17 protein-coding genes are annotated in these 16,765 nt (G+C 65.5%); 7 read left to right on the forward strand and 10 right to left on the reverse strand.

What is annotated here, in order from left to right:
- Positions 1-30: 30 nt before the first annotated feature.
- Positions 31-1,035, forward strand: a complete 1,005-nt coding sequence (gene trpS, locus QFZ46_RS01835; protein ID WP_307357718.1) for a tryptophan--tRNA ligase — start codon at positions 31-33, stop codon at positions 1,033-1,035.
- Positions 1,036-1,069: 34 nt separating this feature from the next.
- The gene (locus tag QFZ46_RS01840; RefSeq protein ID WP_307357719.1) at positions 1,070-1,750 is read left to right on the forward strand and encodes a hypothetical protein; all 681 of its coding nucleotides are present in this window, start codon (positions 1,070-1,072) and stop codon (positions 1,748-1,750) included.
- Positions 1,751-1,828: 78 nt separating this feature from the next.
- Here the strand turns inward: QFZ46_RS01840 and pth are convergent, their stop codons facing one another.
- The gene (pth, locus tag QFZ46_RS01845) at positions 1,829-2,410 is read right to left on the reverse strand and encodes an aminoacyl-tRNA hydrolase (RefSeq protein WP_307357720.1); all 582 of its coding nucleotides are present in this window, start codon (positions 2,408-2,410) and stop codon (positions 1,829-1,831) included.
- A gap of 102 nt (positions 2,411-2,512) precedes the next feature.
- The gene (locus QFZ46_RS01850) at positions 2,513-3,136 is read right to left on the reverse strand and encodes a 50S ribosomal protein L25/general stress protein Ctc (RefSeq protein ID WP_307357722.1); all 624 of its coding nucleotides are present in this window, start codon (positions 3,134-3,136) and stop codon (positions 2,513-2,515) included.
- A 222-nt stretch (positions 3,137-3,358) separates the two neighbouring features.
- Between QFZ46_RS01850 and QFZ46_RS01855 the strand changes: the two genes are divergently transcribed.
- Both QFZ46_RS01855 and gndA read left to right on the forward strand, forming a co-directional pair.
- Complete coding sequence (locus tag QFZ46_RS01855) at positions 3,359-3,484, forward strand: hypothetical protein (RefSeq protein ID WP_307357724.1); 126 nt, start codon at positions 3,359-3,361, stop codon at positions 3,482-3,484.
- A 124-nt stretch (positions 3,485-3,608) separates the two neighbouring features.
- On the forward strand, positions 3,609-5,057 hold the full coding sequence (gene gndA, locus QFZ46_RS01860; RefSeq protein ID WP_307357725.1) for an NADP-dependent phosphogluconate dehydrogenase: 1,449 nt from the start codon (positions 3,609-3,611) through the stop codon (positions 5,055-5,057).
- A 51-nt stretch (positions 5,058-5,108) separates the two neighbouring features.
- Here the strand turns inward: gndA and QFZ46_RS01865 are convergent, their stop codons facing one another.
- From QFZ46_RS01865 to QFZ46_RS01900, 8 genes are all read right to left on the reverse strand, one after another.
- Entirely contained in the window at positions 5,109-6,347 is a 1,239-nt protein-coding gene (locus tag QFZ46_RS01865; protein ID WP_307357726.1) for an FAD-binding oxidoreductase, read from the reverse strand.
- 62 nt (positions 6,348-6,409) lie between these two features.
- Positions 6,410-7,444 (reverse strand): alcohol dehydrogenase catalytic domain-containing protein, encoded by a 1,035-nt coding sequence (locus QFZ46_RS01870; RefSeq protein WP_307357728.1) that lies wholly within the window; start codon positions 7,442-7,444, stop codon positions 6,410-6,412.
- On the reverse strand, positions 7,434-8,672 hold the full coding sequence (manD, locus tag QFZ46_RS01875) for a D-mannonate dehydratase ManD (protein ID WP_307357730.1): 1,239 nt from the start codon (positions 8,670-8,672) through the stop codon (positions 7,434-7,436). The genes QFZ46_RS01870 and manD overlap by 11 nt, the downstream gene beginning before the upstream one ends.
- Positions 8,673-8,697: 25 nt before the next feature.
- Positions 8,698-9,849, reverse strand: coding sequence for a galactonate dehydratase (gene dgoD, locus QFZ46_RS01880; RefSeq protein ID WP_307357732.1), 1,152 nt, complete (start codon positions 9,847-9,849; stop codon positions 8,698-8,700).
- A complete protein-coding gene (locus QFZ46_RS01885) occupies positions 9,846-10,367 on the reverse strand; it encodes a gluconokinase (protein WP_307357733.1) in 522 nt (173 codons plus the stop codon). The genes dgoD and QFZ46_RS01885 overlap by 4 nt, the downstream gene beginning before the upstream one ends.
- A gap of 3 nt (positions 10,368-10,370) precedes the next feature.
- The gene (locus tag QFZ46_RS01890; RefSeq protein WP_307357735.1) at positions 10,371-11,255 is read right to left on the reverse strand and encodes a carbohydrate ABC transporter permease; all 885 of its coding nucleotides are present in this window, start codon (positions 11,253-11,255) and stop codon (positions 10,371-10,373) included.
- Complete coding sequence (locus QFZ46_RS01895) at positions 11,252-12,178, reverse strand: carbohydrate ABC transporter permease (protein WP_307357737.1); 927 nt, start codon at positions 12,176-12,178, stop codon at positions 11,252-11,254. The genes QFZ46_RS01890 and QFZ46_RS01895 overlap by 4 nt, the downstream gene beginning before the upstream one ends.
- A 69-nt stretch (positions 12,179-12,247) precedes the next feature.
- The gene (locus QFZ46_RS01900; RefSeq protein ID WP_307357740.1) at positions 12,248-13,558 is read right to left on the reverse strand and encodes an ABC transporter substrate-binding protein; all 1,311 of its coding nucleotides are present in this window, start codon (positions 13,556-13,558) and stop codon (positions 12,248-12,250) included.
- A gap of 135 nt (positions 13,559-13,693) precedes the next feature.
- Between QFZ46_RS01900 and QFZ46_RS01905 the strand changes: the two genes are divergently transcribed.
- From QFZ46_RS01905 to QFZ46_RS01915, 3 genes are all read left to right on the forward strand, one after another.
- Positions 13,694-14,461, forward strand: a complete 768-nt coding sequence (locus QFZ46_RS01905) for a FadR/GntR family transcriptional regulator (protein WP_307357742.1) — start codon at positions 13,694-13,696, stop codon at positions 14,459-14,461.
- 77 nt (positions 14,462-14,538) lie between these two features.
- Positions 14,539-15,267, forward strand: coding sequence for a response regulator transcription factor (locus QFZ46_RS01910; protein WP_307357743.1), 729 nt, complete (start codon positions 14,539-14,541; stop codon positions 15,265-15,267).
- An 11-nt stretch (positions 15,268-15,278) separates the two neighbouring features.
- Positions 15,279-16,748, forward strand: a complete 1,470-nt coding sequence (locus QFZ46_RS01915) for a sensor histidine kinase (protein WP_307357745.1) — start codon at positions 15,279-15,281, stop codon at positions 16,746-16,748.
- Positions 16,749-16,765: the final 17 nt, after the last annotated feature.

The raw sequence follows: 16,765 nt of genomic DNA on the forward strand, positions 1-16,765 counted from the left end.
GCTCGCCGGCATCCCCGTAGGATTGATACCGTGAAGAAACCTCGCCTCTACTCGGGAATGCAGCCCTCCGCCGACTCTCTCCAGATCGGAAACTACATCGGAGCTCTCCTGCAGTGGCGGGATCTGCAGAACTCCTACGACGCTTATTTCTCGGTCGTCGACCTGCACGCGCTGACTCAGCCGAACAACCCCGCCGAGCTGCGCGAGAAGACCCGCCGCACGGCGGCGCAGTACATCGCCGCCGGAATCGAGCCGTCGAAGTCGACTCTGTACGTGCAGTCGCACGTGCGTGCGCACGCGGAGCTCGCATGGATCCTCAGCACGATCACGGGATTCGGCGAAGCCGGGCGCATGACGCAGTTCAAGGACAAGTCATCCCGCTACGGCGCCGATGCCACCTCAGTGGGCCTGTTCACATATCCGGTGCTGATGGCCGCCGACATCCTGCTCTACCAGACCGACGTCGTTCCGGTCGGTGACGATCAGAAGCAGCACGTCGAGCTGACCCGTGATCTGGCCGAGCGGTTCAACTCGCGCTTCGGTGAGACATTCACCGTTCCCATGCCGGTGATCCAGAAGGACACGGCACGCATCTACGACCTGCAGATGCCGACGGCGAAGATGTCGAAGTCGGCCGAGAGCGACGCCGGTGTGCTCTGGATGCTGGACGATCCGGCTAAGTCGGCGAAGAAGATCATGCGTGCGGTGACCGACAACGAAGGCAGCGTCCGCTTCGATCGAGAGACCAAGCCCGGAGTCTCGAACCTGCTGACGATCTACGCGGCACTGTCCGGCCGTCAGGTCGCCTCGATCGAGGACGAGTATGCCGGCCGCGGTTACGGCGACTTCAAGAAGGGTCTCGCCGAGGTCGTCGTGTCGGAGTTCGAGCCGGTGCGCGCACGCGCGCTCGAACTGCTGTCCGACCCCGCCGAACTCGACCGCATCCTCGCCGCGAACGCGGCACGTGCAGACGCCGTGGCCGATGCGACGCTCGCCGACGTCTACGAGAAGGTCGGGCTGCTGCGTCGAGTCTGACGAGCGCGTCCTGCCCGCGCTCTAGGATGGTTCCGTGACCGATCCGCAGCTTCCGCCGCCCTCGCCCAACGGCCCAGTGCCTCCGGCACCCGCAAGCCCAGTGCCTCCGGCATCCGGCAACGTGCCCGCTGTGCCGCTGGCGCCGGGCTATCAGCCGCCGGTCGCTCCGGCATACCCGGCGCCCGCGTATCAGTCGCCTCCCGGCACGCCGAGTCCGACGCCGCCCGCCCCGACCTATCAGGCGCCCCCGGGTGCCTATCCGGCACCAGTGGGCGGCTACAGCGCGCCAGCAGGGGCGTATGATCCGTCCACCTCATCGCAGCCGAAGTCCTCCGCGCTCGGCATCGTCTCCTTCGCACTGTCGATCGTCGCCGCGGTCGTCGCTTCGATCATCGGCGGTGCCGCGGGTTACCAGATCGGCTTCAAACTGCCGACCGTCATGCAGCAGATCAACGATTCGACGAGTGATCTGTCCTTCCTCGCGCCCGTGCGCGACCAGGTGCTGATGGGCGAGATCTCCTTCTGGCTGGGTACTCTGACCGGCATCGCCGCGATAGTGATCGGGATCATGGCGATCGCGAAGCGCGCAGGACGCGCATGGGGAATCACGGCACTGATTCTCGGCGTGATCGGCCCGCTGATCTTCTTCACCGTGCTCGGCGTCACGCTCGGAGTCGGTGCCGGCGCCGGTTCCGCCACGTTCTACGGCGCCTGAACCGCGGCCGCCTGAACCACTGGCGCCTGGTCGGACGATCCGCGATCAGGCGGGACCCGATCGGATGCCGGTGACGGATCAGCGCGGAGCGTGATGCTTCTGCTGAGCAGCGAGCAGTCCCTCGGCGACGAGCAGCTCGACGGCATCCGCTGAATCTGAGACGAGCATCGGCAGCGTCTCTCGCTCCGTCTTGCCGAACGGCGACAGCACCCAGTCCGCGGGGTCCTGGCGTCCGGGTGGCCTGCCGATGCCGACGCGCACTCGGGGAAAGTCGGCGGTGCTGATCGCACGCGCAACGTCGCGAACGCCGTTGTGGCCGCCGTGTCCGCCGCCGATCTTGAGCTTGAGCGTGTCGAACGGGATATCGAGCTCATCGTGGATCACGACGGTGCGCTCCGGCGGTACGGAGTAGAACCGCGCCAGCGCTGCCACTGGGGTACCGGAGACATTCATGAACGTGTTGGGCTTCGCGAGCACGAGCTTCTCCGCCCCAGGACGCAACCACGTCTCCACGACTCGCGCTCCGCCCTTGTGCTCGCGGAAGCTCTCGCCCCGGCGTGCGGCCAGTTCGTCCACGACCAGCTGGCCGACGTTGTGCCGGGTCGTTTCGTACCGGGGGCCAGGATTACCCAGTCCCACGATCAGCCAGGTGTCGGCCATGCCTCTCACGCCTTTCAGACGTCGTCAGGATACGACAGAGGGGACGCGATGCGCTCGCGTCCCCTCTGTCGTAGGAATACCTGTGCACGAAGTGCGTGTGGATTACTCCGAGGCGCCCTCTTCGGCCTGAGCCGCTGCGGCCTCGCCCTCGGCGGAGACCTCGTCGGTCGTCTCTTCGGCGGCCTCAGCGGTCGGAACGTAGATCGCGACGATGAGGGTCTCGGGGTCGGCGAGCAGCGATGCACCCTTGGGGAGCTTCACGTCCGCGGCCGTGATGTGCTGGCCCTCTTCCAGGCCTTCAACGGAGACCTCGAAGTTCTGCGGGATGTGCGTCGCCTCGACCTCGACGGCGAGAGAGGTCGCGTCGAGGTTGGCGACGGTGCCGGCGAACGGCTCACCCGTGATGAGGATCGGCACGTCGACCTGGATCTTCTCGCCCTTCTTCACGACGAGAAGGTCGATGTGCTCGATGATCTGACGCACGGGATCGCGCTGAACATCCTTCACGAGGGCGAGCGAGGCCGTTCCTTCGATGTCGAGCTCGAGCAGCGCGTTCGCGCGGCGGATGATGAGCGAGACCTGGTGGCCCGGCAGTGCGACGTGCACCGGCTCGGTGCCGTGGCCGTAGATGACGGCGGGGATCTTGCCGGCCGCACGCAGGCGACGGGCGAAGCCCTTGCCGAACTGCTCGCGGACCTCGGCGTGGACCTTGGTGTCCTCAGACATGAATTCTCCTTCGGGGCACACGACGAACTGCTCGCCGCGTGGTGGTCTTTTGGTCGGCTTCCCGGACGCAGACGTGCGAAAAAGCCACGAGGCTTGGTTCGCCGCGTCGATAACGGATGCCGCGCACGCGGAGCATCCCTCGCCGAGGAACTCCTCTATCGTACCGGATGACCGAGTAGGCTGAAACTCAGCTTGTTTCCCTCGTAGAACTTGGAGTCCGGAATGCTCGACGGCGCCTTCCTCTCACACATCCTTCTGTGGCTCATCGGTGCCATGACGCTGTGCGCGACGGTGTTCACCATCGGCGCACTGTTCTCGATGGGTCGCACCAGCTACCGCAAGGACTGAGTCTCGATACGGCGCCTGCTAAGCACCGAGGGGTTCGACGGCATCTGGCGACACACGCGCCCAAGGGCCTCGCACACAGCGATAATCTGAAGTGGTCCCCTACTTCACAACCGAGGAGCAGTCTGTGCCCGAAGCATCAGCGAACATCGGAGTCGTCGGACTCGCAGTCATGGGTTCGAATCTCGCCCGCAACCTCGCCAGCCGCGAGGGCAACACCGTGGCGATCTTCAACCGAAGCTACGAGAAGACGCAGACCGTGCTCGATGCACACCCGGAGGCTGGTTTCATTCCGGCTTCCACGTACGAAGAGTTCGCGGCGTCGCTGCAGAAGCCCCGCACCGCGATCATCATGGTCAAGGCGGGCGCGGGCACAGATGCCGTGATCCAGGCGCTGACCGAGGTGTTCGAGCCGGGCGACATCATCGTCGACGGCGGCAACGCATACTTCCCCGACACGATCCGCCGTGAGAAGGCCGTGCGCGAGACCGGCATCAACTTCGTCGGCGCGGGAATCTCCGGCGGCGAGGAGGGGGCGCTTCTCGGCCCGTCGATCATGCCCGGCGGCTCGGACGAGTCGTGGGTCACCCTCGGCCCGATCCTGAAGTCGATCGCTGCAGTCGCAGAGGGCGAGCCGTGCGTCACGCACATCGGCCATGACGGCGCCGGCCACTTCGTGAAGATGGTGCACAACGGCATCGAGTACGCCGACATGCAGCTCATCGCCGAGGCTTACGACCTCATCCGCCGCGGCACGGGCCGCTCGCCCGCCGAGATCGCGGAGATCTTCGCAGACTGGAACAAGGGCGAACTCGAGTCCTACCTGATCGAGATCACAGCCGAGGTGCTCCGCCAGGTCGACGCGACCACCGGTAAGCCGCTCGTGGACGTCATCGTCGACCAGGCGGGCGCGAAGGGCACTGGCGCATGGACCGTGCAGACCGCCCTCGCCCTCGGCGTGCCCGTGTCGGGCATCGCCGAAGCGACCTTCGCCCGGTCCCTGTCCTCCCACCCCGAGCAGCGCGCCGTCGCTGTGAGCCTTCCCGGCCCGGACGACGAGTTCGTGGTCACCGACCACGACGCGTTCATCGAAGACGTCCGTCTCGCGCTCTACGCCTCGAAGATCGTCGCCTACTCCCAGGGCTTCGATGAGATCCGTGCGGGCGCCGCGGAATACGACTGGAACATCGACCTCGGCGCCGTCTCGAAGATCTGGCGGGGTGGGTGCATCATCCGCGCCCAGTTCCTCAACCGCATCGCCGACGCTTACGCCGACAACACCGATCTGCCCGTCCTGCTGACCGCGCCCTACTTCGCCGAGGCGATCACACGTGCGCAGTCCGCCTGGCGCCGTGTCGTCGTAGCGGCCGCCCAGGCCGGCATCCCGGCCCCGGCGTTCTCGTCGTCGCTGTCGTACTACGACGGCATCCGCGCCGACCGGCTCCCCGCCGCGCTCGTGCAGGGACAGCGCGACTTCTTCGGCGCGCACACCTACAAACGGATCGACAGGGAAGGCACCTTCCACACACTGTGGTCGGGCGACCGCACCGAGATCGAAGCCGAAGACACGCACTGACAAATCTGCGGAGAAGGGCCGGCGACCGCGAGGTCGCCGGCCCTTCGTGCATCACCGGATGATGTTGTGATTGCGTCGGAAGAGGTTCTGCGGGTCCCACTTCTCCTTCACCGTGCGCAACCTGTCGTAGGCGTCGGACGTGAACATCCCTGGCACCGCCTGAGGCCGCTCCGTGTCGGCGAAGTTGCCGTACTCGGCGAGGCGACCCGATTCGATCTCCCGCCAGTCGGCGATGATCGCGGCGCGCGTGTCATCGTCGATCATGCCCGGGATGTCGAATCCACCCGCCATCACGAACCATGTCGCCGATCGCGCGGGGAACGGCGTCTCCTCTTGAGGAACGTCCCCGAATGCCCCGCCCAGTGAGCGCAGGAACACCACCGACGCCGGGTACGCCGCGCGAAATGCCACGAGCCGGTCGATGAGCTCGTCATCCAGTTCGGCGTAAAGCCCATTGCCCCCGATGAATCCGGGAGGAGCGGGAGCGTCCTCTCCTGCTTCCGGCGAGGGCATCTCGAGCAGGATCTCGCGGTATGCCGGCGTCGTCACCGTCGCCTCGACGCCCTCCAGCGCGGACACCGGCGCGAGCGACGATTGCAGCGCTTCGACGTCGTCCCCCGCCCAGACCGCGGCCAGGCGCGCGCCCGCAGGCGCGCTCGGATCCATCGCAGGAACATCCATGTACGTCACGGTCAGATCGCGCGGGGCTGTGCGCATCACATCACGTGCGGCGCGCAAAGCCGCACCGGCGTCACCGCCGATCACATACTCGCCATGAGCGATACCGGCTATCCGATGCGCCTCGAAGTCGAAGCGGGTGACGACACCGAAGTTTCCTCCGCCGCCGCGCAGCCCCCAGAACAGATCGGTGTTCTCGTGCGCGGAGGCCTCGACGATCTCCCCCGACGCTGTGACGACCTGTGCGCCGATGAGCTGGTCCACGGCGAGCCCCCAGGCCCGCACCATCCATCCGATCCCGCCGCCGAGCGTCAGTCCGCCGACGCCGACGGTGGAGGTATCACCAGAGCTGATCGCCAGTCCGGCTTCCGAAAGCGCTGCAGCGACCGCGCCCCACGTCGCCCCGCCCCCGATGTGCACGGTGGTGCCGTCGATTCGAATGTCGGCGAGGTCAGTGAGTTCGATGCGCATGCCGTCTGAGGCGTCATGCGACCACGGCCCGTGGCCACCTGAGACGACCGTGATCGACTGGGAATCCTGGTGCGCGCGGCGCACCAGCGCGACGACGTCCTCCGGGGTCGCCGGACGTACTGTGAATTGGGTTTCTGTCATGCGCTCACGTTAGCGAGGGACGCGGACATCGCGGCGGGACCGCGGGTATCCGGTCTTCGCCGTCAGCGAACCGACTCGCCCTTCGGCACGACGACGGTCTTCAATCCCTCGCCGTGGGCCGCAGCATCCAGAGCATCGAAGAACGCGTCCAACGACACGCGCTTCGTGACCAGTGGCGTCAGCACGACATCCCCCGCCTCGATCAATCGCATCGCCGTTCGCCACGATGTCGGCGTCGACGCAAAGCCACTGGTGATGGTGAGTTCCTTGTACAGCACGATGTCGAACGGCAGGGTCACCTCGCGTCCGAAGATGCCGACCTGCACGTAGCGGGCTCCCCTGCGCGCGGCGCGCATTGCGCCTGCCGCGCCGGGAGCGGACCCGGAGCATTCGATGACGACGTCGAATGAATCATCCGCCGGCGCCTCGGTCGTGGTCCCGATGCCGAAATCAGCGGCGACGGCGAGGCGCTCCGCATCGGCGGGCAATCCCGCGAGGGTGACGACACCGCCGGATGCTCTCGCGACCTGCGCCGCAAGCTGGCCCATGGCTCCGGGGCCGGTGACGAGCACCCGGTCTCCCGGCTGCACGATGGGCGGGTCGAGCAGACACTGCGCTACGCAGGCGAGGGGCTCGCTGAGCACGCCGTCGAGCGCGCCCGGCGTATCGGGCAGACGGTGCAGATTGATCACTGGGATCAACAGTCTCTCTGCGAACCCGCCGTTGCGGAAAGATCCGATCGAACGGCGATCTCCGCACAGGTTGCGTCGACCTGCTCTGCACATGTCGCACATCTCGCACGCCGAGAAATACGTCTCGACCGCCACCTTCGCTCCGAGCCAGCCGACGTCCGACTCCGAGCCGACGGCCGAGACGACGCCGAAGACTTCATGTCCCATGACGACGGGCCGCTCGTGCGCATACTCATCGTGGGCGATATGCACGTCGGTTCCGCATATACCGGTCGCCAGCACGTCGACGATGACTTGTCCTGGCCCGGCAGACGGAACGTCCACCTCTCCGATCTCGATCCCCGCGAGGCCTGGTCCGCGCTTGATCACTGCCTGCATGGTGTTCGTCAGGCCATCACCAGTCATGGACGGTTCCGTCGGCGAGGCGGTTGTAGGGCAGGTACGCCTGTTCGTACGGGTACTTGCCGGCCTCGTCGACGTCGAGTGTGACGCCGAGACCCGGCTGATCTCCCGGGTGCAGCATGCCGTCCTTCCACGTGAAGGACTGCTGGAACACCTGGTTCGTCTGCGCGGAGTGCTGCATGTACTCCTGGATGCCGAAGTTGTGGATGCTGAGGCCCAGATGCATCGCGGCTGCCATCCCGACCGGGGAGATGTCGGTCGGGCCGTGCATGCCCGACTTGATCTGGTACTGCGCGGCGTAGTCGAGAGTCTTCTTGAGCGCCGTGATCCCGCCCATATGCGTCACCGCGCCACGCACGTAGTCGATGAGCTGATCGCGGATCAGATCCTTGAAGTCCCACACCGTATTGAAGACCTCACCGATCGCCAACGGCGTCGTCGTGTGCTGACGCACCAGCCGCAACGCCTCCTGATTCTCCGCCGGCGTGCAGTCCTCGAGCCAGAACAGGTCATACGGCTCGAGATCCTTGCCCAGGCGCGCCGCCTGGATCGGCGTCATCCGATGATGCCCGTCATGCAACAACGGCAACTCCGGCCCGAACTCATTACGCACCGCCTCGAACACACCCGGCAGGTGCCGCATGTACGAGCGGGTGTCCCAGTCCTCCTCCGTCGGGAACGCCCCACGCCGCGCCGGCTCATGGTCGTAACGGATGCTGCCATCTGCCGTGTCCGCGGCCTGCGACGCGATGCCATAGATCGCCTTCAGGCCAGGCACACCCGTCTGTACCCGGATCGACCGATACCCCTGCTCCTGATGCGCGCGGATCGAGTCGAACAGCTCGGGCAGACTCTTGCCCGACGCATGCCCGTAGGCCATCAGCCCCGTGCGGCTGGCACCGCCGAGCAACTGATACACCGGCATCCCCGCCGCCTTGCCCTTGATGTCCCACAAGGCCATGTCAACCGACGCGATCGCCGCCATCGTCACCGGACCCCGTCGCCAGTACGCAGAGCGATACAGGAACTGCCAGGTGTCCTCGATGCGGTGCGCGTCGCGACCGATCAGCAACGGCACCACATGATCCTTGAGATAGCTCACGACCGCGAGCTCACGGCCGTTCAGAGTCGCATCACCGATGCCGACGTGGCCCTCGTCGGTTGTCAGACGCAACGTGACGAAGTTGCGACCGGGGCTCGTGACGATGACCTCTGCCTTGTCGATGATCATTGCGATGGTCCTTTCCTGGGGGTGTTCACCATTCCGCGACCGATCCGTCGGCGTGCCGCCAGATCGGGTTCTGCCATGTCTCCCAACGGGAGGAGGCCTCGCGCACTGCGCGCTCATCGATCTCGATTCCGAGACCTGCGCCGGTCAACAGTTCGAAACCGCCGTCGACGAACTTCAACGGCGCGGTGTCGATGACGTAGTCGAGGACCTCAGCGCCCTTGTTGTAATGGATGCCGATCGACTGCTCCTGGATGAGATGGTTCGGCGTCGCGAAGCCGACCTGCAGGCACGCGGCGAGCGCGAGCGGTCCCAGCGGGCAATGCGGGGCGATCACCGCGTCGAACGTCTCGGCGAGGGCCGCGATGCGACGCACTTCCGAGATGCCGCCGGCGTGGGAGAGGTCGGGCTGCGCGATCGCTACGCCGGCCTGGAGCACTGGGAGGAACTCCTGTCGGCTGTACAGCCGCTCGCCCGTCGCGATCGGGATCGTCGTGGCATCCACCATCCGCTCGATCACGTGGGAGTTCTCGGGAACGACCGGCTCCTCGATGAAGAACGGATGCAGCGGTTCCAGCAGCGGTGCCAGTCGGCGGGCGGTCGCAAGAGTGAAGCGGCCGTGCAGGTCGACCGCGAAGTCACGATCAGGGCCGAGCGTCGCACGTGCACTGGCGACTCTCGCGACGACGGCGTCGAGCTCCGCCATCGAGCCGTTGCGGTTCATCCTCCCCGAGGCGTTCATCTTGACCGCGGTGAGACCGACCTCGACCTGGGCGGCTATGTGGTCTGCGATCTCTGCCGGATCGTCACCGCCTATCCAGCCATAGGCGCGGATGCGATCGCGCACCGCACCGCCGAGAAGGTCGTGCACCGGCACCCCGAGACGCTTGCCCTTGAGATCCCAGAGCGCCTGATCGATTCCGGACACTGCGCTGGCGAGCACCGCTCCACCGCGATAGAACTGGCTCTTGGTGAGCACCTGCCAGTGATCCTCGATGAGCCCGGGATCCTTCCCGATGAGGTACTCGGCGAACTGATCCACCGCCGCCCGCACGACATCGGCGTAGCCTTCCAGCGACGCCTCTCCCCAACCGACGAGCCCGTCATCGGTCTCGATGCGAACGAAGAGCCAGCGAGGTGCGATCGGGAACGATTCGACGCGGTCGATGATGACGGTCATTCGGCCTGTCCTTTCTGCGGGAGGTAATCGGCCAGGACCGCATCGACGATCGCGTCGGGATCGGCGGTCACACTGACGCGGATACCGCGCTCGTCGGCCGCGAGCGGCTCTAGTGTGTCGTACTGCGACTGCAGCAGAGACGCAGGCATGTACTCGTGCGTGCGTGAGCCCACGCGCTCGCGCACCAGCTCGATCGGCCCCCACGGTTCGACGAAGTACACCCTCGGATCGTGTTCGCGGATGAGGTCTCGATACTCACGCCTCAGGGCTGAGCACGCCACCACCACGCCGTCGGCATGAGCCGCGAGCGTCTCGCCCACCGCGTGCAGCCACGGCTCCCGGTCTTCGTCCGAGAGCGGCGTTCCTGCAGCCATGAGCTCGACGTTCTGTGGTGAGTGCAGTTCATCGCCGTCGACGAAGCGGACTCCGAGCCGCTCGGCGAGCATCTTCCCGATCGTCGACTTGCCGATCCCCTGCACGCCCATCACGACGATCGAGGTGGTTGATCCTGCGTTCATGCCTCAGCCCTTCGTCGCGCCGGCGGTGAGTCCGGTCACGATGTATCGCTGCGTGAACAGCGCGATCAGCATGATGGGCGTCGTCACGACCACGGAGGCGGCCATCAGCGCGCCCCAGTCGATCGAGGCATAGCCGATGAAGTCGAAGATCGCCACCGGCAATGTCTTCGTCGCGTTGCCGGAGAGCACCAGAGCGAACATGAAGTTGTTCCACGAGAAGATGAACGACAGGATCGTCGCGGTCGCGATGCCCGGCACCGACAGCGGCAGGGTGATCCGGAAGAACGCCCCGATCGCCGTGAGACCGTCGACCTGCGCGGACTCCTCCAGCTCTTCTGGCAGCTGATCGAAGAACGACATCATGATGTAGAGGATCAGCGGCAAGGACACGAACATGTGCGAGAGGATCAGCGGCAGGTACCCACCAGTCATCTTCAACTGGGCGAAGATGAAGTACCACGGCACCAGAAGGCTGACGCCGGGGATGATGCGTGCCAGCAGCACCACCATCGCCGATTTGTTCATCATGAATCGACTCATGGCGTAGGCGGCGGGAACAGCCAGCACCAGTGACAGCGCCGTCGCCATGAAGGCGACGAAGAACGAGTTCCAGATGTAGACGAGATAATTGCCGCGGCGCGGGTCGAACACCGTGCCGTAGTTCTCGAGCGTCGGGTCGAAGAGGAACGCCTTGGTCGGATCGTAGATCTGCACGTTGAGCTTGAAGCTCGCCAGCACCATCCACACGATCGGGCCGAGGAATGCCAGCACAATGAGCGCAAGCCCGACGAATCGTCCCACTGGGCCCCAGCGGAACTTCCGTCGACGCCGCATCGGAGGCCTCGCACCGCCGGTGACGAGCGTGCGGGTGTCTGCCGTGGTCGTCATGAGTCCTTGCCCTTTCTCTGCATCTGGAGAACCCAGATCACACCCAGGATCAGCAGGAAGAACAGGATGAGAACCGCCGACGCCAATCCGTACTCGTTGTAGTCGAAGCTCAGCCCGTACGCGTAGACGTTGAGCGTCTCCACGTCGTGGAAGGCACCGCCGCCCTTGCCCTTGGTGGCGTAGAGGATGTCGAATGTCTTCAGCGCGTCGATGCCGCGCAGCAGCACCGCAGCGATGATCACGGGACGCATCAGCGGCACGGTCACGTACCAGAATCGCTGCCAGCCGTTCGCTCCGTCGACCTTCGCCGCTTCCTGCGGTTCATCCGAAAGCCCGGTGAGTCCGGCGAGCAGGATGAGCGCCACCATGGGCGTCCACTGCCAGATGTCGACGAACGTCAGCGTGGCCAGCGAGGTGGCGGGGTCAGCGAGCCATGGCTGAGGCGGGATGCCGACCCACGACAGCATCTCGTTCACGAAGCCGATGTTCGGTTCGAAGAGCAGCCGCCACATCATGCCGACGGCGACGGGTGTCGCCACCAGTGGCAGCAGGATGATGGTTCTCACGACGCCCTGACCCCGGAAGGGCTTCCACAGCAGCAGCGCGATGATCATTCCGAGGATCAACTCGAAGAACAGTGCTCCACCAGTGAAGGCGAACGTGCGCCACACCGCAGGCCAGAAGCGCTCGGTGTCGGTGAGGGCCTCGACGTAGTTGTCGAGTCCGTTGAAGTCGAACTTGCGGCGAACCGAGCGCTTGGCGTCGGTGAAGCTGAGGAACAGCGTCCAGCCCAGCGGGATCGCGAGCAGCAGCGCCGTGAAGATGATCGAGGGACCCGCGAACAGCCACTTGCGATGCCGGTTGGCCCAGCGGCTGAATCGTTCCCTCGCCCCGACAACCTCGGGGTCGCGTAGTGCAGTCATGAGTGCTTCCGTGAGGGTCTGCCGTCGCCGCCCCGTGTGATGACCTGGGCGGCGACGGACTCGGAATGATTACTCGGCGTCTTCGAGGAGGAACTCGTCGAACGCCTTGTTCGCGCTTTCGACCGCGGCGTCCACGTCGCCGCCGGCGATCGCCGCGACGATCGGCTCGCCGACGATCTCGCGTGCCTCAGCCACCTGGATCACGAGGGGGCGATCCTCACCGACGCCGTTCTCACCGTTGATCTTGATCGCCTCGACGAGCTCAGCCGGGTATTCGGCAGTGGCGTCCGCGTCATCCCACACCGATGTACGAGCGCCCATCACACCGAGTGTCGACATCTCGAGCGTGATCTCTTTCGAGGTCGCCCACTTGATGAACTGCCATGCGGCTTCCTGGTTCGCAGAAGTCTCGTTGATGGCGAGCGCCCACGCCGCCACGTTGTACGGCTTGGAACCTGCTTCACCCTCGGGGAAGGCCGCGAATCCGACCTGGTCGGCGACCGTCGACTGCGAGGGGTCGGTCATGTTCTTGTAGAGGCTGTCAGCGTCTGCGATGAACGCGGCCTGGCCCTGCTGGAACACGGCGAACGCTTCCGGCCAGCTCATCTCGGGGTTGATGGTGGCGTCGGTGTGATTGCTGATCAGGTCACCGTAGTACTGGTAGGCGCCACGGGCCTCTTCGCTGTCGATCGCTGACTTGCCGTCCTCGTCGATCCACTGCCCGCCGGAGCTGAACAGGAACGCGCTGAACTGGGTGACGGCAGCAGACTTGCCGGTGCGGCCGATATAGCCGGCGACCTCTGGGTGCAGCGCGTGGATCGCTGCCGCAGCGGCGTCGAGCTCTTCCAGCGTGGTCGGTACCTCGAGACCCGCTTCCTCGAGCAGATCCTTGCGGTAGTACAGCACGGTGCGCTCCGTGATGATCGGGACGCCGACGACCGCCTCCTCATAGGTGGTCAGGGATGCCGGTCCGGACTGGAAATCGGACCAGTCCCAATCCGTGTCGCCTTCCACCTGTTCGGTGATGTCCGAGAGATAGCCGTTGCTGGCGAACAGCTTGTTCTCCTGCAGCGGGCGGTACATCAGCACGTCGATCTCGTCGGTGCCGGCATTGAGCTTGACGTTGTACTGGTCGGAGAGCTGGTCCTCCGCGAGCTGAGAGATCTCGACCTTGGCTCCGGTCTCCTCTTCGAACTCCGGGATGAGGTCCTTGAGCGTCTCGGTCCAGACGTGGTTGGCGAGGGTGACGCGAATGGTCGTGCCTTCGATCCCCTCGCCCCCGTCGGGCTCCGAGCCCGAGCTGCAGCTGACGAGGGTTCCTGCGACGACTGCCGTGGTTGCCGCCGCGACGAAGCGGGCGGTCTTGGATCGGTACTTCACTGTGACTCCGTCCTGAACCGCGCGTCGTCGCGGGGTTCCCTGGTGCAGAACTTCTGTTACGTCTGCTCAATGGCCAAGATAGTAGCCACAAGTCATACTTTTCAACTTCCGTGATCAGAAAGATATGATCTAGCCATGACTCCGCCATCCGGCATCGAGGCCGATCCGGCTCCCCCCACTGCATCCGCCCCCGCTGTAGACCGACGCAACCTCGTCTTCGACACGCTCGGGCGAGAGATCTGCGCCGGTGTGATCGGGCCTCAGACCACGTTCACGACCGAGTCGATCGAGAGCAGATTCCAGGTGTCGCGCTCCGTGGTCCGCGAAGCGCTGCGCGCCCTCGAAGCGCAGGGGCTCATCACGCCCAAGAGACGCGTCGGCATGCGCGTGCTCCCGCTCACCGACTGGAACGTGTACGACTTGCAGGTCATCCGCTGGCGGCTCGCGGGCCCCAGCAGAGTCGCGCAGTTGCGTTCGCTCACCGAACTGCGCGGAGCCATCGAACCGGCCGCAGCGCGGATGGCAGCGATGCGTGCGCCGCTGAATCAGGCGAGCGACCTCGTCGGCCTCGCGGGACGGCTGTGGGCAGCCGGACGGGAAGGCGACGCGGCGAAGTTCCTGGAGCTGGACAAGGAGTTCCACTCGCTGATCCTGACGATGAGCGGCAACGAGATGTTCGCCCAGTTGCATCACCTCGTGGCAGAGGTGCTCACCGGCCGAACCCAGTACGACCTCATGCCGCAGTTCCCCGCCCCCGAAGCGCTGCAGATGCACGTCGACATCGCGACCGCGATCCAGACCGGAAACGCGGAGAAGGCGGCCGCTTCGATGGTCGCGATCATGGATCGCACTCTCGTCGAGATGAGCTCGATCTGGGAGCAGGAAGCTCCTATCGTCGACTGACATACGATCCCGGAATTCACAGGCCACCCATAGCGCACTCCATAGAAATCCCATAGCTGATTCCTCAGAATGGGCTCATGACCAGTGATCAGCCCGACCTGCGCCGCCCAGACGGCTCACCCCTGCGCATCCTCGCCGTGGACGACGAGCAGATGCTCACAGACCTGCTCGCCATGGCGCTGCGCATGGAAGGTTGGGAAGTGCGCACGGCATCATCCGGCCTCGAGGCGCTCCAGGTCGCGCGCGACTTCGAGCCGGATGCGCTGCTGCTCGACATCATGATGCCCGACCTCGACGGAATGAGCGTTCTGCGACGCCTTCGCGAATCGGGCAACCTCGTGCCCGTGCTTTTCCTGACGGCGAAGGACGCCGTCGGCGACCGCATCGCCGGGCTCACAGCCGGCGGCGACGACTACGTCACGAAGCCGTTCAGCCTTGAGGAGGTGATCGCGCGCCTGCGCGCGATCATCCGCCGCACCGGACTCGCCAGCACAGACGACGGTCAGTCGATCCTTCGCGTCGGCGACCTCACCCTCAACGAGGACAGTCACGAGGTCGAGCGCGAAGGCACCGAGATCGAGTTGACCGCCACCGAATTCGAGCTGCTGCGCTACCTCATGCGCAACGAGCGCCGCGTGCTCTCGAAAGCACAGATCCTCGACCGGGTGTGGAGCTACGACTTCGGCGGCAAGTCCTCCGTCGTGGAGCTCTACATCTCGTACCTGCGCAAGAAGATCGACGCCGGTCGCGCGCCTCTGCTGCACACCGTCCGCGGCGTCGGGTACATGATCAAGGCTCCGCATTGACCGCCCCGAGGATGTCGCGACCCCCGCTGACTCTGCAGACGCGGCTGATGGCCGCCGTCATCGGGTTCGTGTCGGTCATCCTCATCATCGTCGCCGTCATCACCAGTGCGACGCTCGGCACTTCCTTGGAAGGACGACTGCAGGATCAATTGCGCTCGACCGCCGATGACACCACGACTCTTGTGGCGCAGCAGGCGTTTCGCTCCGCCGTCACCGGCGACCCGCTGACGGCACGCACGGCATTGGCTGGCGCGCACTTCCAGGTCTCGGGCCTGCTGCTTGCCATCTACACGTCGAACGGCCCGGAGGGAGTGGTGCTCAATTCCGATGGGACCACAGACCTGACCGATGCTCAGGTCCTTCAGCTCGACGACGCCGTGAAGACCTCGCCCGGTGCTTCCATCACGCTCGATGGCCTCGGTTCCTTCCAACTCACGGTGACGAAGACCAACGGCATCGGAATCGTCACGGGCCTCCCGCGCGATGAGGTGCAGAGCACCATGGCGCAACTGCTCACCGTGATCACGCTCGCCACCCTCGGCGGGCTCATCCTGCTCGCGCTCACGACGACCATCACGATCCGGATGAGCCTGCGCCCGCTGAGGGCCGTGGCCCGGACGGCGACCAGGGTGGCGAACCAGCCGCTGGATCGCGGAGAAGTCACCATCACCGAGCGGGTGCCAGACGCCGAAGCGGATCCACGCACGGAGACCGGCCTTGTCGGCGCCTCGCTGAACAAGCTGCTCGACCACGTGAACGATTCGCTCGCGTCTCGTCAGAAGAACGAGGAGCGGATGCGACGGTTCGTCGCCGATGCGAGCCACGAGCTGCGCACGCCGCTGGCCTCGATCCGCGGATACTCGGAGTTGTCGCTGCGGGATCGCGAACTGCCGGAGACAGCGCAGACTGCACTGGAGCGCATCCAGGCGCAGTCGCTGCGGATGACTCGACTGGTCGAGGACCTGCTGCTTCTGGCCCGCCTCGACGAGGGGCAGGAACTCGTGCACGGCACGGTCGATCTCACGCAACTGGCGCTCGAAGGACTCACCGATGCACGTCCGACGGCGCCGGCGCACCACTGGATCATCGATGTCCCCGAAGAGCCGGTGGTCATGCTCGGAGATGCGGGAAGACTGCACCAAGTGGTCGCCAACCTGCTCGCCAACGCCCGCACCCATACACCGGACGGCACCACCATCACGCTGAGCGTGGCGAGGGAAGGCGACGAGGCGGTCATCCGGGTGCACGACGACGGCCCTGGGATCGAACCGCAGGTGCGTGAGGAGCTGTTCGCCCGCTTCGCCAGAGGCGACAGCTCTCGTGCGCGTCAGACGGGCGGCACGGGTCTGGGCCTTGCAATCGCCAAGGCCATCGTGGAGGGCCACAATGGCACGATCGGGGTGGAATCCGAGCCCGGTGACACGACCTTCACCGTGCGTTTTCCCCTGACTCCGGTCAGTGCCCCCGCTCCCACCCCGTAACCGGGCACACCTGCAGG

This window comes from Microbacterium murale, assembly GCF_030815955.1.
Lineage (GTDB): Bacteria > Actinomycetota > Actinomycetes > Actinomycetales > Microbacteriaceae > Microbacterium > Microbacterium murale_A.

Coding starts and splice junctions, on each gene's coding strand:
- QFZ46_RS01905 (WP_307357742.1), top strand. CDS start 13,694: ATGACTCCGCCATCCGGCATCGAGGCCGATCCGGCTCCCCCCACTGCA.
- QFZ46_RS01865 (WP_307357726.1), bottom strand. CDS start 6,347: ATGACAGAAACCCAATTCACAGTACGTCCGGCGACCCCGGAGGACGTC.
- QFZ46_RS01850 (WP_307357722.1), bottom strand. CDS start 3,136: ATGTCTGAGGACACCAAGGTCCACGCCGAGGTCCGCGAGCAGTTCGGC.
- QFZ46_RS01915 (WP_307357745.1), top strand. CDS start 15,279: ATGTCGCGACCCCCGCTGACTCTGCAGACGCGGCTGATGGCCGCCGTC.
- dgoD (WP_307357732.1), bottom strand. CDS start 9,849: ATGACCGTCATCATCGACCGCGTCGAATCGTTCCCGATCGCACCTCGC.
- pth (WP_307357720.1), bottom strand. CDS start 2,410: ATGGCCGACACCTGGCTGATCGTGGGACTGGGTAATCCTGGCCCCCGG.
- QFZ46_RS01910 (WP_307357743.1), top strand. CDS start 14,539: ATGACCAGTGATCAGCCCGACCTGCGCCGCCCAGACGGCTCACCCCTG.
- QFZ46_RS01885 (WP_307357733.1), bottom strand. CDS start 10,367: ATGAACGCAGGATCAACCACCTCGATCGTCGTGATGGGCGTGCAGGGG.
- QFZ46_RS01895 (WP_307357737.1), bottom strand. CDS start 12,178: ATGACTGCACTACGCGACCCCGAGGTTGTCGGGGCGAGGGAACGATTC.
- QFZ46_RS01870 (WP_307357728.1), bottom strand. CDS start 7,444: ATGACTGGTGATGGCCTGACGAACACCATGCAGGCAGTGATCAAGCGC.
- manD (WP_307357730.1), bottom strand. CDS start 8,672: ATGATCATCGACAAGGCAGAGGTCATCGTCACGAGCCCCGGTCGCAAC.
- QFZ46_RS01855 (WP_307357724.1), top strand. CDS start 3,359: ATGCTCGACGGCGCCTTCCTCTCACACATCCTTCTGTGGCTCATCGGT.
- QFZ46_RS01890 (WP_307357735.1), bottom strand. CDS start 11,255: ATGACGACCACGGCAGACACCCGCACGCTCGTCACCGGCGGTGCGAGG.